10 protein-coding genes are annotated in these 14,115 nt (G+C 64.8%); 6 read left to right on the top strand and 4 right to left on the bottom strand.

Features of this window, described 5'->3' with window-relative positions; translation table 11 throughout:
- Positions 1-52: 52 nt before the first annotated feature.
- The 4 genes from ASF80_RS05030 to ASF80_RS05015 are packed head-to-tail and all read right to left on the bottom strand — an operon-like array spanning position 53 to position 5,206.
- Positions 53-1,309, bottom strand: coding sequence for a hypothetical protein (locus ASF80_RS05030; RefSeq protein ID WP_056308517.1), 1,257 nt, complete (start codon positions 1,307-1,309; stop codon positions 53-55).
- On the bottom strand, positions 1,296-1,694 hold the full coding sequence (locus ASF80_RS05025; protein ID WP_056308516.1) for a DUF2304 domain-containing protein: 399 nt from the start codon (positions 1,692-1,694) through the stop codon (positions 1,296-1,298). The genes ASF80_RS05030 and ASF80_RS05025 overlap by 14 nt, the downstream gene beginning before the upstream one ends.
- Positions 1,691-2,416, bottom strand: coding sequence for a glycosyltransferase family 2 protein (locus tag ASF80_RS05020; RefSeq protein WP_056308513.1), 726 nt, complete (start codon positions 2,414-2,416; stop codon positions 1,691-1,693). The genes ASF80_RS05025 and ASF80_RS05020 overlap by 4 nt, the downstream gene beginning before the upstream one ends.
- A 42-nt stretch (positions 2,417-2,458) precedes the next feature.
- Positions 2,459-5,206: an LGFP repeat-containing protein gene (locus ASF80_RS05015; protein ID WP_157520977.1), complete on the bottom strand. Its 2,748-nt coding sequence runs from the start codon at positions 5,204-5,206 to the stop codon at positions 2,459-2,461.
- 104 nt (positions 5,207-5,310) lie between these two features.
- Between ASF80_RS05015 and rfbA the strand changes: the two genes are divergently transcribed.
- From rfbA to glf, 6 genes are all read left to right on the top strand, one after another.
- Positions 5,311-6,180, top strand: a complete 870-nt coding sequence (rfbA, locus tag ASF80_RS05010; RefSeq protein WP_056308509.1) for a glucose-1-phosphate thymidylyltransferase RfbA — start codon at positions 5,311-5,313, stop codon at positions 6,178-6,180.
- Positions 6,180-7,178 carry a dTDP-glucose 4,6-dehydratase gene (rfbB, locus tag ASF80_RS05005; RefSeq protein ID WP_056308507.1) on the top strand — a complete coding sequence of 333 codons (999 nt, stop codon included), beginning with the start codon at positions 6,180-6,182 and terminating at the stop codon, positions 7,176-7,178. Before rfbA ends, rfbB begins: the two co-directional genes overlap by 1 nt.
- A 4-nt stretch (positions 7,179-7,182) precedes the next feature.
- Entirely contained in the window at positions 7,183-8,598 is a 1,416-nt protein-coding gene (rfbD, locus tag ASF80_RS05000) for a dTDP-4-dehydrorhamnose reductase (protein ID WP_056308506.1), read from the top strand.
- Positions 8,595-10,739, top strand: coding sequence for an acyltransferase family protein (locus ASF80_RS04995; RefSeq protein ID WP_082488189.1), 2,145 nt, complete (start codon positions 8,595-8,597; stop codon positions 10,737-10,739). The genes rfbD and ASF80_RS04995 overlap by 4 nt, the downstream gene beginning before the upstream one ends.
- A 75-nt stretch (positions 10,740-10,814) precedes the next feature.
- Complete coding sequence (locus ASF80_RS04990; protein ID WP_056308504.1) at positions 10,815-12,884, top strand: acyltransferase family protein; 2,070 nt, start codon at positions 10,815-10,817, stop codon at positions 12,882-12,884.
- 93 nt (positions 12,885-12,977) lie between these two features.
- The gene (gene glf / locus ASF80_RS04985) at positions 12,978-14,114 is read left to right on the top strand and encodes a UDP-galactopyranose mutase (protein WP_056308502.1); all 1,137 of its coding nucleotides are present in this window, start codon (positions 12,978-12,980) and stop codon (positions 14,112-14,114) included.
- Position 14,115: the final 1 nt, after the last annotated feature.

Below are 14,115 nucleotides of genomic sequence, written 5' to 3'. Positions count from 1 at the left end.
GGAGAACGATGGTCTGGCGTGAGCCTCGACCATCCTACCCGAGGGCTTCCCGTCAGACTGGTAGGTAGCGTGGCGCCTCGGGACCCGTGTTCCGTTCGCTCCTCATCAAGGCGAAGAGATGCACGGTCAGGCCGATCATGGCCGGCAGGGTGAGAGCGACCAGCGTCCTGGTCTCGAAGTCGAACGGCAGCGCCAGGCAACCGAGGGTCAATGCGGCTGCGACAGCCCACCCGATGACATTCGCCGAGTGACGGCGCTTGGCCACGAGCGCTGGGCCCGTGACGCACATGAGGGCGACGAGCCCAGCGCTGAACACGACGATCGCAATGGCGGACGACTCGATCTCGAAGGACCCGGCCGAGATGAGCGTTATCAACCATGGTCCGACCAGGAAAGCCGCGGCCGAGAGAGCGCCCATGACGAGCAGGGCGATGCCGAGGAACGCGAGCAGTCGCCGCGCCGGGATTGTCGCGCGGTCCCGGAACACCGCCGAAATGAGGTAGCTCTGCAGCGCCATGACGGGCACGACGATGGGAGCGCGGGTGAGATTGATCGCCATGATGAGCGCCCCGAGGGTCGATGCGGGCACAGACGACGAGGTCGCGCCGAGCAACAGGGGCAGGCCGGAGATCATCACGCCGCTGCACGCTGCTGCACCGACGGTGCTCAAGACGTTTCGCGAGAGCCGACCGAACTCGACGTCCAGGACGAATCGTCCGATGACCTTCTGTCTGAGCGCGACCCACGCGACGGCGAAAGAGAGTCCGAACGGAAATGCGATGCCGAATCCGAGCCACAGGGGATCGGCGCCGAGCACGAAGGCGGCGGCGAGGAGTGCGGTGCGCAAGCCTGCATCGAGCATGGTGATGAGCGCTACACCTCGCCAGAGCTGGAGGCCGTAGAGAACGCCGCTGAGCACTGCATTGACGAGGTAGCCGACGAAACCGATGCTTAGCACCGACACGAGCGCGATCACGGAGAGGGGGAGCACCGTGGAGCTGAGCCAGACACTCAGACCAATCGCGGCGACGAGAACGATGCCCGCAGCGCTCAGAGCGAACGCCCGTAGGACCGTGTTCGGAGCGTGGTCGGTGGACGGGCGAGAGGCGCGGGACACCTCCTGCTGGACACCGGACATCGCCGCTACGCAGAGGTACACGGTCGACCACATCACCGAGAAAGAGACGTACGACACCTCACTCAGGAGTCGCGGCGCGGCGACCTGGATGAGATATCCGAGTATGCCAGCGACGGCGGTCGCGAGCAGAATCCAACGCAGAGCCGCGGCTCCGGTCTCAGACCGCGCCATCGGGGTCGTTCCGGCTGGGACCGTCTGCGCTGTCGGCGCCGTTGACTCGGCGGTCTAGGTCCTCCACGGCTGATCGCAGGATTGCTACTTCCTCCGCGACACGTCGGATCTCGTCCTCTGCCTGGGAGAGCTCCCAGGACAGGTGCAGAGTCACTCCGACCAGAAGCACTATAGATAGGGCAAAGATCAGGTTGGACGGCACAGCCACGCCAAGGAAGGCGGAGAGCCCGACGAGCAGGGAGGGGAACACGGAGAGCACCAGGATCGTGACACCGATGAGGAGCCACAGGATGGCGTACTTCTCACGAAGCTGTCGACGGAGCAGCAGGACGACGATCAGAGTGACGACGATGATCGCGAACGCGATCCCTGCGGCGATGATCATGCCGATGCCTTTCCCGAGCGGGTTCCTCGGAGGAGGGCCAAAGTGAGCGCGAAGGTCGTTCTCAGAAGGTAGACAGTGGCGCCGAAAGGATTCTGGCTGGGACGGCCGTACGCCCGAGGGCGCATGGCCACGGGGACCTGAGTGACGGTGAGTCCGGCATGCAGAGCACTGACGAGGGAGTCGACAGTGTCGCCCAGATACTCTGCGGGATAATAGTGCACATACTGATCGATAGCGTCTCGGTTGCCCGCTCGAAACCCAGATGTGACATCGGTCAGTTTGGTCCGGCCCACTCGGGAGAGAACGGTCGCGAGCATCTTCATGGCCCACCGGCGCGGGCCGCGTGCCTTGTAATCGCCGATCTCGGCGAAGCGAGCACCGATGGAGATGTCAGCATGCTCGAGACCTTCGAGCACGATCGCGATGTCGCGGGGGTTGTGCTGTCCGTCGGCATCTACCTGGATCGCCCGGTCGTAGCCGTGGCGCTGCGCGAATGTGAAACCGGTTCGCATCGCGCCGCCCACCCCCATGTTGAAGGGGAGAACCAGAACCCGCGCCCCCGCCCTCTCAGCTACGCGGGCGGTGTCATCGGAGGAACCATCGTCGACGACGACGACGTCGTACCCCTCATCGAGATCGAGGATCTCAGCGACGGTGTTGCCGACGTTCTGCTCCTCGTTCCAGGCAGGGACTATGACGAGCGTGCGGAATGAGTCAACCATGGCTATCCGATGATACCGGCGTTCGACGGGCACCCGATGCGGTCACCGGACCTCGAAGGTTCCGTCGGCCTTGAGGACCAGCGTCCCGTTCTGGAATCGCTGCGACCACAGACCGCCCACCAGAGCCTCATTCGCCGCAGGCCAGCCGAGTGCCCCACCCTCCGCACCCCGTGCGACGTACTCCGCCCCGATTGCCCCCTTGACCGTCAGCAGGACACCACCGGAAGTTGAGTAGATCGCACCTCCGGTGAAGTGCTGTCGCCAGCCGCCCTGCACCGTAGCGAGGGATTCCGTCGGCCAGCCGAGAACGCCTGCGGGACCGCCCAGTGCTCGGTAGCGATCCCTGATCAGACCGTTGGACTGCCAGGTCCCCGTAGTCGGGTTGCTGTAGATGCCGAAGACCTGCAGGTCCTGCATCCGACCCGCGCCCACCTTCGTGGCGGGGCCCGTGGGGACTCCGGTCACCGCTTCTCCGCCGAGCTTGAGATAGAGCTCATGGATCGATCCGCTAACGACGCTGGGGGCGTACCCGTTAGGCACGAAGACGGTGCCCGTGTCGAAGCGCTGGCGCCAGCCGTTGGCTGTCAGGTTCTCCCTCTCGGAGGGATATCCGAGTTCGGCGAAAGCGTTGTAAGCGCGAACGGTGTTGACGATTCCTCCGACGACCACGCCGGACTTGCCGCCGGATGCCGACGCAGCGAGCAGGGTGCCTCCAGAGAAGTCCTGGCGCCACCCGTCGGAAGTAGCGACCGCGGCGGCAACGGGCCAACCGATGCGAGAGAGTACCCCGCCGTTCGCGTCGAGTACCTTCGCGATCGGCGTCGGGACGCTGTACGTGCCGTAACCCGAATGAAGGATCCGGCCGCCCTCGAAGTCCTGGACCCAGCCCCCGTTGTGCGACCGCTCCTTCGCGATCGGTGCTCCGAGGACGCTCTTGACGCCCCCGGACGCGGCATAGTGCGCGCCGATGGCGCCCGTTGTCACGTAGGCGCCACCGCTCGGCGTGGCCTTGGCGATCGTTCGTGATCCGAACTGCTGGGAGCTGCGGGTGCCATCCACCACAGCTTCGGCGCTCGGGTAACCGAAGACGTCTACGCCGCCGAGTACCGCGAGTTCTGCAGCGAAGCCCGTCACCGAGAACGTGCCGTAGGACGAGTGGTACAGAGCGCCGCCCGTGAAGCTCTGAGTCCATCCGCCGCCGGGAAGAAGGCGTTCGGCTCCGGTCGGAGTGCCGAGCGCGCTCGATGCGGCGCCTAGCGCTGCGTATGACTTTCCGAGAGCGCCCTTGACCAGGGTGAGGCCTGAGCCGTTTCGCTGAATCCACCCGGCTGTGAACGAAACATGCTGCCCGAGGGAATCGCTCACCACGGCGCTGGTCGGGGACCCGAGCTGGGTGAGCCCGCCTGCCCGATCGTAGGCGGTGACGATGTCCGCGGGGAGGGTGAATACTCCGGCGGCATTGGCGAAGATGGAACCGGAATCGAAGTCTTGGCGGGATCCGTCGGCGGTCAGATAGGCACGTGCCTTGGGCCATCCGAGGGTCCCGAAGATATTCCGTTGTGCCTCGTGCTCGGCGAACATCGGCGCCGCGATCGCGACCCCGGTGGTACCCGCCTTCGTGTAGATGCGCCCGTTCTGGAAGTCCTGGTAGAGACCGCCAGCTACTCCTACCTGGTCGCCGGTGGGCCAGCCGAGTCCGCTGCGGAATCCGTTGACTCGTCCGTACTCCGCTTTGAACTCACCACGCACGGCGTGCACGTTGGTGGTTCCAATCTTCTGGAAGACATCGCCGCCGGTGAACGGTTGTGACCAGCCTTCGTTCGGCCATGTGGTCATTGCGCCCGTCGGCTGCCCAAGCGGACCGCTTCCGCCCCCCTGCGAACTCCAGTAGGTGGCGAGGCCACCGACCACCTCGTAGGTGGTGGACCCGAACCAGTCCACGAAGTACTGGTAGAAGTTGCGATTGCCGTAGCTCGAGCATGCGTCACCCGTGCCGTACCCCGCGCGGAGAGCGGCGATGTTCGGCTGGTAGGGCGTGTAGTAGTACAGGGCTGCGGTAGCGATGTTCTCCACGTATACCGGTGCGCGGCCACAAGCCGTGTTCGGGTGGTACTGGATGTTCCAGGTCTTACCTGGCGCGTAGTACGTGAAGTAGCGGCCCTCGGCATAGATCTTCATCTGCCGACCGGCGCCGTAGATCTGGTAGAAGAAGCCGGCGTAGGCGGGATCGCATGGCGCGGTATCGGGGCATCCCTGTCCCAGCGCCATGTCGTAACGCCAGGAGCTCGGCCAGGTGTGCGTGATGAGCCCCTGTTCCTTCTGAAGCATGACGATGAACACCTGTGGATTGATGCCGCAGGCCTGGGCGACCCGATAGATGATCGTCGCCGCAGATTCGTTTCCCGCGCCGCTGTATCCGTTGCAGTATTTGTCCGCGGGTCGATTGGGAGTGTTCTGCCGGTAGTCCTTCAAGCAGACGTAACCGGATTGGCACGCACCGACCTTGCTTCTGAAGAAGGAGTCGATCTGGCCGGCGCTCATCGTCGTCGAGTTGAAGAACGTCGCGTCAGAGATGATGTTGCCCGCGCGGAAGAGGGCGAGATTTGCGGACCTGGCTACTCCGGTCGAGACCGTCGCGTTCAACGCAGCGGATGCGCCCGCGACGGAACTCGCAGCGGGCGCGGTGCTTGCCGCGCTTGCCGGACTCGCGACGAGTATGGAGGCGGCGAAGACGACAGCTGCCGCACTAGCGATGAGTCTGCGCAGACGAGGAGAGGATTGGCCGGTCACATGCTCATTGTGGCGGAAAGTGACCCATGTTGCCAGTGTGATCAATGTGGCGGGTGTAAATTCTTCGCCCGGGATGTCCAGTCGAGGTGTGGCACGATATGGGGGTGAAAGGCATAATCCTCGCTGGCGGCTCAGGAACTCGGCTGCACCCGATCACCATCGGCATCTCCAAGCAGCTCATCCCTGTGTACGACAAGCCGATGGTCTACTACCCGTTGTCGACGTTGATGCTCGCGGGTATCCGCGACATCCTCATCATCACGACGCCGCATGACGCGGAGCAGTTCGAGCGGCTGCTGGGGGACGGCTCCCAGTTCGGGGTGAACCTCACGTTCGCTCAGCAGGCCTCACCCGACGGCCTCGCACAGGCGTTCGTCATCGGTGCCGACTTCATCGGCGATGACAAGGTGGCCCTCGTGCTCGGCGACAACCTGCTGTACGGCCCCGGCCTCGGGACGCAGCTCAAGCGCTACACCGATGTCGAGGGCGGGGCCGTCTTCGCCTATTGGGTGGCAGAGCCGAACGCCTACGGCGTCGTCGAGTTCGACGCCGACGGGCGTGCGGTGTCCCTCGAGGAGAAGCCCGAGCATCCCAAGAGCAACTATGCGGTTCCCGGTCTCTACTTCTACGACAACGACGTCGTCGAGATCGCGCGCAACCTGGAGCCGAGTGCACGCGGAGAATACGAGATCACGGACGTCAACCGCGCATATCTCGAACGAGGCACCCTCCAGGTTGAGGTTCTCCCGCGCGGCACCGCCTGGCTCGATACCGGGACGTTCGATCAGATGTCGGACGCGGGCGACTACGTCCGCACGATGGAGCGCCGCACCGGTCTCCGCATCGGCGTGCCCGAAGAGGTGGCATGGCGACAGGGATTCCTGACCGACGACGAACTCCGCGAACGTGCGGAGAAGCTCGTGAAGTCCGGCTACGGCACCTACCTGCTCGAGACCCTGGAAAGAGGTCGTTGATGTCGAACATCCTCGTCACCGGAGGCGCCGGTTTCATCGGCTCGAACTTCGTGCATTATGCGGTGCAGAACACCGAACACACGGTCACCGTGCTCGACGCTCTCACCTACGCAGGCAACCGCGCGTCCCTCGCAGGACTGCCCGAGGATCGGGTCCGTTTCGTGCACGGCGACATCACCGATGCCGAGTTGGTCGACCGGCTCACCGCCGAAGCCGATGCTGTCGTGCACTATGCCGCCGAGTCGCACAACGACAATTCGCTGCACAGCCCCCGGCCGTTCCTCGACACCAACATCATCGGCACGTACACGCTGCTCGAGGCGGCGCGCAAGTACGAGACCCGCTTCCACCACATCTCGACGGACGAGGTCTACGGAGATCTCGAACTCGACGACCCGGATCGGTTCACGGAGCAGACGCCGTACAACCCTTCTTCGCCGTACTCGTCCACGAAGGCCGGCAGCGACCTCCTCGTGCGTGCATGGGTGCGTTCGTTCGGAGTGCAGGCGACGATCTCGAACTGCTCCAACAACTACGGGCCGTACCAGCACGTCGAGAAGTTCATCCCTCGGCAGATCACGAACGTGATCCGGGGTATCCGCCCCAAGCTCTATGGCGCGGGGGAGAACGTGAGGGACTGGATCCACGCGAACGATCACTCTTCCGCGGTGCTCACGATCCTCGAGAAGGGGACGATCGGTGACACGTATCTGATCGGAGCCGACGGAGAGCGCAACAACAAGGAAGTCGTCGAGCTGATCCTCGAGGAGATGGGCCAGCCGCGCGACGCGTACGATCACGTCACGGACCGCGCCGGCCATGATCTGCGCTACGCGATCGATTCCACGAAGCTGCGTACCGAGCTGGGCTGGACTCCCCGGTTCGCGGACTTCGAGTCCGGACTCGCGGCCACGATCGAGTGGTATCGCGAGAACGAGGCGTGGTGGGCCCCGTCCAAGGATCAGACCGAGGCGTTCTACGCCTCGAAGGGACAGTGACGCGGTGAGCGAGATTGAGTTCGGAAAGTCGCTGAGCCGAACGGAGACGACGATTCCCGGACTGGAGATCTTCGATCTTCCGGTGCACGGCGACTCGCGGGGCTGGTTCAAGGAGAACTGGCAGCGCGACAAGATGACCGCCCTCGGACTGGCGGATTTCGGCCCGGTGCAGAACAACGTCTCCTTCAACGACGCGGTCGGTACGACTCGGGGAATCCATGCGGAACCCTGGGACAAGTGGGTGTCCATCGCGACGGGCCGCATCTTCGGCGCATGGGTGGATCTCCGGGAAGGCCCGAGCTTCGGTGCCGTCTTCACCGCAGAGCTCGACCCTTCCAAGGCGATCTTCGTCCCGCGCGGTGTGGGCAACTCGTATCAGACGCTCGAGCCCGACACCGCCTACACCTATCTCGTGAACGACCATTGGTCGCCGGACGCGTCGTACTCGTTCCTCAACCTCGCCGATGAGACCTCGGCGATCGAGTGGCCGATCCCGCTCGCCGAGGCCGAGGTCTCGGCGAAGGACCTCGCCCACCCACGGCTCGCCGATGTCGTCCCTGTGGCACCTCGGAAGACGCTCGTGATCGGTTCCGGAGGGCAGCTCGGCACGGCGCTCCGAGCCGAGTTCGAAGATCTCGGCAACGTCGAATGGACCACCAGGGCCGACTTCGACCTCGGATCGGCAGCGTTGGCCGACGCTCGCAGATGGCGCGACTACGACACCATCATCAACGCCGCTGCGTACACGGCCGTCGACCGAGCAGAGACGGCTGAGGGGCGTTCCGACGCCTGGGCGGTCAACGCCGCCGGGCCCGCTGCGCTCGCGCGCATCGCGAGTGAGCACGGCATCACGCTCGTCCATGTCTCCAGCGACTACGTGTTCGACGGCTCCGCCGATCGCCCGTATCGGGAGGACGACGCCGTCTGCCCGCTGGGTGTCTACGGTCAGACGAAGGCCGCGGGGGACATCGCCGTGGCGACCGCGCCGCGTCATTACATCATCCGCACGTCGTGGGTGATCGGAAGCGGCAACAACTTCGTGCGCACGATGGCGTCACTCGCCGAACGCGGGATCGATCCGAAGGTCGTCGACGATCAGCGAGGTCGTTTGACCTTCGCCGCCGAGATCGCACGCCTCATCCGCCACCTCCTCGAGGTTTGCCCGCAGTTCGGCGTATACAACCTGACGTCCGACGGTGCGACCTCCACGTGGGCGGACATCGCTCGCCGGGTGTTCGAGCTGGTCGGTCACGATCCCGCACGGGTCACGGGAGTGACGACGGCGGAGTACTTCACGAACGCGACGGCGCCGGTCGCCCCTCGCCCGCTGAACAGTGTGTTGGACCTGACACGCGTGAGCGCAGTCGGATTCTCGCCTCGTCCCGGTGACGAGATGCTGCGGGAGTATCTCGCGCTGTGAGTGCATCGCTGTTGAGCGCGGGTGCCGCTACCGCGGTCCGCGAGCCGCGCATCATCCGGACCGATATCCAGGCCCTGCGTGCTATCGCGATCGGGCTGGTCGTCCTCAACCACCTGTGGCCGGTCCGTCTCACCGGCGGGTACGTCGGTGTGGACGTCTTCTTTGTCATCTCCGGGTTCCTCATCACGGGTCATCTCGTGGGAGAGATCAACCGCACAGGGCGCGTGCGCCTCGGGGCGTTCTACGCCCGCCGAGTGCGGCGTCTCCTTCCGGCCGCATTCCTCGTCCTCACGGTCTCGCTCGTACTTCTCGTCTCTTTCCTGCCCTACCCTCGCTGGGACAGGAACGCTTGGGAGATCGCCGCGAGCGCCGGGTATGTGGAGAACTGGTTCCTGGCCGCCATGTCGGTGAACTACTCGGCCTTGAACGACGCTGCAAGCCTCGTCCAGCACTACTGGTCGTTGTCTGTGGAAGAGCAGTTCTACATCCTCTGGCCGCTCCTGCTGATCGCGGCCGTTGCGTTCTCGCGCCGGGGCGGGGCGAAGACGACCAGGGGAGGGAACCGGGAACGACTTCGCACGGCGCTGTTCGTAGTCATCGCGGCCGTCGGAGTCCTCTCGCTCGGCGCGAGCGTCGTCTATACGATCGTCGCACCGTCCCAGGCGTACTTCGCGACGTTCACCCGCGGATGGGAGTTCGCGGTCGGGGGCGCCGTCGCATTGATCGGTGTGCGACTGCCGCTCGGACGCCTGGTGGCTGATCTCATCAGCGTGGTCGGCTTCGCTCTGATCGCGTTCTCGGCGCTGACCTACGATCACACGACGGCCTTTCCCGGGTATGCCGCGATTGCTCCTGTCCTCGGTACTGCGATGGTGATCCTCGCGGGCAACGCCCATGCCTCGTTGTGGCACTCGAAGGTGACGGCGCTGAGGCCCATCCAATGGGTCGGAGGGGTTTCTTACTCGCTCTACCTCTGGCACTGGCCGCTCATCGTCGTCGCCCCTTTCGCAATGGGGTCGGAGGCGTCCACCGTCTCGAAGCTCGCAGTGCTCGCGCTGTCACTGGTGCTCGCGGAACTGACCAAGAGATTCATCGAGGATCGCGGACAACGATGGCGGTTCTGGCAGGCGTCGCCCCGTCGTTCCCTGCTGCTCATGGTCGCGGGCATGGTGGTCATCGGAGGGCTGGTGGCGGCCGTCCTCACCATGTACACGGTTCGCGCCGCGGCGGACAGGCCGCCGGAAGAGGTCGTCGCCACCTCGTGCGAGGGGCCCCTCGCACTTGCGCCGCAGGCAGACTGCCCCGAGCGCTTCGGCCCTGCGGAATATTCGGTGATGACCGAACAGAATCTCTACTCGTTCACGCCGACCGAGTGCGGCGACTTCCTGCCGATCCTCACGTACGGCGAGAGAAAGACCACGATGGAGTGCGACTTCTCGGGGGGCGCGGAGAATCCGACCCGCGTGTGGTTGGTGGGAGACTCGCATGCGCAGCAATGGCAGGGCGCCGTCTTCGACATCGCTCGGGATCGTCATTGGATCGTCACGACGAGTTACTTCGGGGGGTGCCCGGTCGCCGACATCGCCTTCGTCGGGTTCCGAGGTGCTTGGGCGCCTTCGGATGCCGAGCTGTGCGAGACGTGGGCCAGCGACCTGTCGGAGACCATCGAGCAGGCAGAGCCCGACCTCGTCATGACGGCCATGGCATCACGTCTGCAGACGGCCGATGACGGCAGCGGCGAGTCGTCGGCGGTGCAGATGGAGCAGGGACTGGTCGAATTCTGGGGGGACTGGTCCGACCGAGGTACCCGCGTTCTCGCTCTTGCCGACCCTCCCTTCAACGGTGAGGTGCGATCGCCCGACTGTGTCATCTTGAACGTCGATGCGCCGATCGAGTGTGCGCGCTCCCGTACCGAGGCGCAGCCTCCGGATCCTGTCGTCGCTGCTGCGGATGCCGCGGACTCCGAGATCGTCCGATCATTGGACCTCACGGATCGGTTCTGCGACGACCTGTCGTGCTATGCGGTGGTCGGCGGAATCCCGGTCTACTACGACGCAGATCACCTCAACCTCGAGTACGTCCGCATGCTGGGATCTGAGATCGATGATGCCGCCGAACAGCTGCTGGAGGAGACCGGCTAGGCTGGGAGCCGGCAGACGGTCGACCCGATACGACTGCGGCGAACCCCACCGCCGGTATGCCGCCCTTCCATGAAAATGTCGCACCTCGCATGGCCTCGTCCTAGCGCGCCGGAGTCCGCGCGTCTCTCGGGATATCGAGCGGATATCGATGGGCTGCGTGCGCTCGCCATCCTGCTCGTCGTCACCTATCACGTGTGGCTCGGACGGGTGTCCGGCGGTGTCGACGTCTTCCTGATGGTGTCCGCGTTCTTCCTCACGGCCTCATTCGTGCGGAGGATCCAGTCGGAACGTCCATTCGCACTCGGCCCGTTCTGGCTTCGCAGGTTCCGCCGGCTGCTTCCCGCAGCCGCGGTGACGATCGTCGGGGTTCTCGCGGTCGCTCTGCTGGCCTATCCGCAGACCGAGTGGCCACGTGTCTGGGGCGAGGCCTGGTCGAGTCTCTTCTACGTCGAGAACTGGACGCTGGCGTTCTCCGAGGTCGACTACTACGCCCGTGCGTCCGTGACACCCAGTCCGTTCCAGCACTTCTGGTCGCTGTCCGTGCAGGGGCAGGTCTTCCTCCTGTGGCCGCTGATCATCGGCGGAGTCTGGCTCGTGCTCCGACGGCGTCGTGCACTGATCGTTCCGGCGCTCGCGCTCGTGTTCGGTGCGATCTTCGTGGGTTCGATGGTCTTCTCGGTCGTCGAGACGATGCACGCGCAGTCGTTCGCCTATTTCGACACGCGCACGCGGCTGTGGGAGTTCGCGGCGGGTTCGCTGGTCGCCCTCGCCCTCCCGCACATTCGGGTGTCGGCGTGGTCGGCGTCCGCCCTGGGGTGGATCGGGATCATCGGAATCGTGCTGTGTGGAATCGTGCTGGATGTCCAGGGCGGGTTCCCGGGCTACCTCGCGCTGTGGCCGGTCGTCTGCACGGCCCTCGTGATCGTCGCCGGGCGCGATCGTCCTCGCGGCGGCCCAGCCGTGCTTCTCGAATCCGGACCGCTTCGATACGTTTCCCGCGATGCCTACGCGCTGTATCTCGTGCACTGGCCCGTACTCGTCACCTGGATGGTTCTCAGCGGCCGATCAGAACCGGGCTGGCTCGCAGGTCTCGGAATCGTACTCATCTCATTCGTGCTCGCCCGACTCGTGTCGATGCTGGTCGAGAGGCCCATTCGAGACGCGGCCATATTCGATCGCTCTCATCGGCTCGGCGCACTCGTGCTGGCGGCAGCCGTACTCATCGTCTCCGTGCCCCTGACGACGTGGCAGATGCTCGTCGAGCAGCGTGAGTCGGCCCTGATGGCGAGCGATACGGGCGGGTACCCGGGCGCGGCGCAGGTCGACGAGCCGATCGACCTCGCGGCCGTTGATGTGCCGCTGATCCCGCTCGCCACCGCCCTGGATGGTGAGTGGGTGGATCTTGGCGGGAGCTGCGAGGATGAGCTCAAGCCGACCGAAGAGTTGCTCATCGGCAGCTGTGTTCAGACAGCGAGGGCCGCGGACCCCGACACGCGGCGAGTCCTGGTGGTCGGAGATTCGCATGCGCAGCAGCTGATGTCCCCATTGAGGGTTGTGGCCGATGAGGAGGGCTGGGGGTTGTTCGCGCTCCTGCGAGGCGGATGCTCTCTGGCAGCGGTGGAGCCCGACCCTTCGGCGGAATCGTCACCATGTGACGAGTGGCGGAAGGCCGCACTCGACTATGCGATGAGGATCGAGCCGGACGCCGTGTACCTGGTCGCGACCAAGGCGACTTCGTCGTCGTCTGAGACGCTCGTCGATGGGGTCGAGCAGATCGCGGATCAGCTCACGGCGCAGGGAATCGAAGTGATCGCGGTGCGGGACAACCCACGCTTCGACATCGACATGTACGAGTGTGCGATGACCGAGGCGGACGCATCGACTGCCGAAGCGAGCTTCTGCGATGTGCCGGAGATCGGGTTCGCCATGGGGGAGAGCATGGATACACTCACCGCAAGAGACGGTGTTGTCGGCGTCGACTTCCGCCCGTGGCTCTGCCCCGACGGTGTCTGCCGAGGCGTGATCGGCAACGTCGCGGTGTACATCGACGACAACCACATCTCCGACACGTATGGGCGCACGCTCGCCCCGATGCTCAGGAGCATGCTCGATGCGGGCGGCTACAGCGGTGCGAGTGCCGGCTGACAGCGTTTGTCGAGGCGCCTGCAGGTAGAGTGGTCTGCTGTGTGCCGCGCGACGCCGTGCGGATCTGAGCCTTCTCGGGCAGAAAGCAGCAACATGGATCTTCTTGTCGTCGGGTCGGGCTTCTTCGGCCTCACCATCGCAGAACGTGCCGCTGAGGCAGGCCGCAAGGTCACGGTCATCGACCGCCGCCACCACATCGGTGGGAACGCCTACAGCGAGGCGGAGCCCGAGACGGGAATCGAGGTGCACCGTTATGGTGCCCACCTCTTCCACACGTCCAACCCGACGGTGTGGGAGTACGTCAATCGCTTCACCTCCTTCACGAACTACGTGCACCGCGTCTACACGACCCACAAGGGGATCGTCTTCCCCATGCCGGTCAATCTCGGCACGATCAACCAGTTCTTCCAGTCGGCATACACGCCCGACCAGGCCCGAGCACTCGTCCGCGAGCAGGCGGGCGAATTCGACGCCAAGACGGCGGCGAACTTCGAGGAGAAGGGCATCGCGCTGGTGGGACGCCCCCTGTTCGAGGCGTTCTTCCGCGATTACACGGCCAAGCAGTGGCAGACGGACCCGCAGAAGCTTTCCGGCGACATCATCAGCCGGCTGCCCGTCCGATACACCTACGACAACCGCTATTTCAACGACACGTGGGAAGGCCTGCCCACCGACGGCTACACCGCGTGGCTCGAGCGGATGGCCGACCACCCCAACATCGAGGTGAAGCTGAACGTCGACTACTTCGATGACTCGCAGCCCCTCAACAAGAAGGCGACGGTCGGCCAGGTGCCCGTCGTCTACACCGGGCCCGTCGACCGCTACTTCGACTACAACGAGGGAGCGCTCAGCTGGCGCACGCTCGACTTCGAGCAGGAGGTGCTGAGCATCCGCGACTTCCAGGGGACAAGCGTGATGAACTACCCCGACATGGATGTGCCGTACACGCGCATCCACGAATTCAAGCACTTCCACCCGGAGCGCAAGGACGTCTACGAGTCGGAGAAGACCGTCATCATGCGGGAGTTCTCGCGCTTCGCCACACGCGACGATGAGCCTTACTACCCGGTGAACACCGAAACCGACCGTGAGGGGCTTCTGGCGTACCGCGAGCTCGCCAAGGGCGAGAAGGACGTCCACTTCGGCGGACGTCTCGGCACCTATCAGTACCTCGACATGCACATGGCTATCGGCTCGGCGCTGTCGCTGTGGAACAACTCGCTCTCGTAGA

It is taken from the genome of Microbacterium sp. Leaf159 (genome assembly GCF_001423615.1).
In the GTDB taxonomy this organism is placed as follows: Bacteria; Actinomycetota; Actinomycetes; order Actinomycetales; family Microbacteriaceae; genus Microbacterium.
This window is presented reverse-complemented; position numbering and strand designations above follow the sequence as displayed.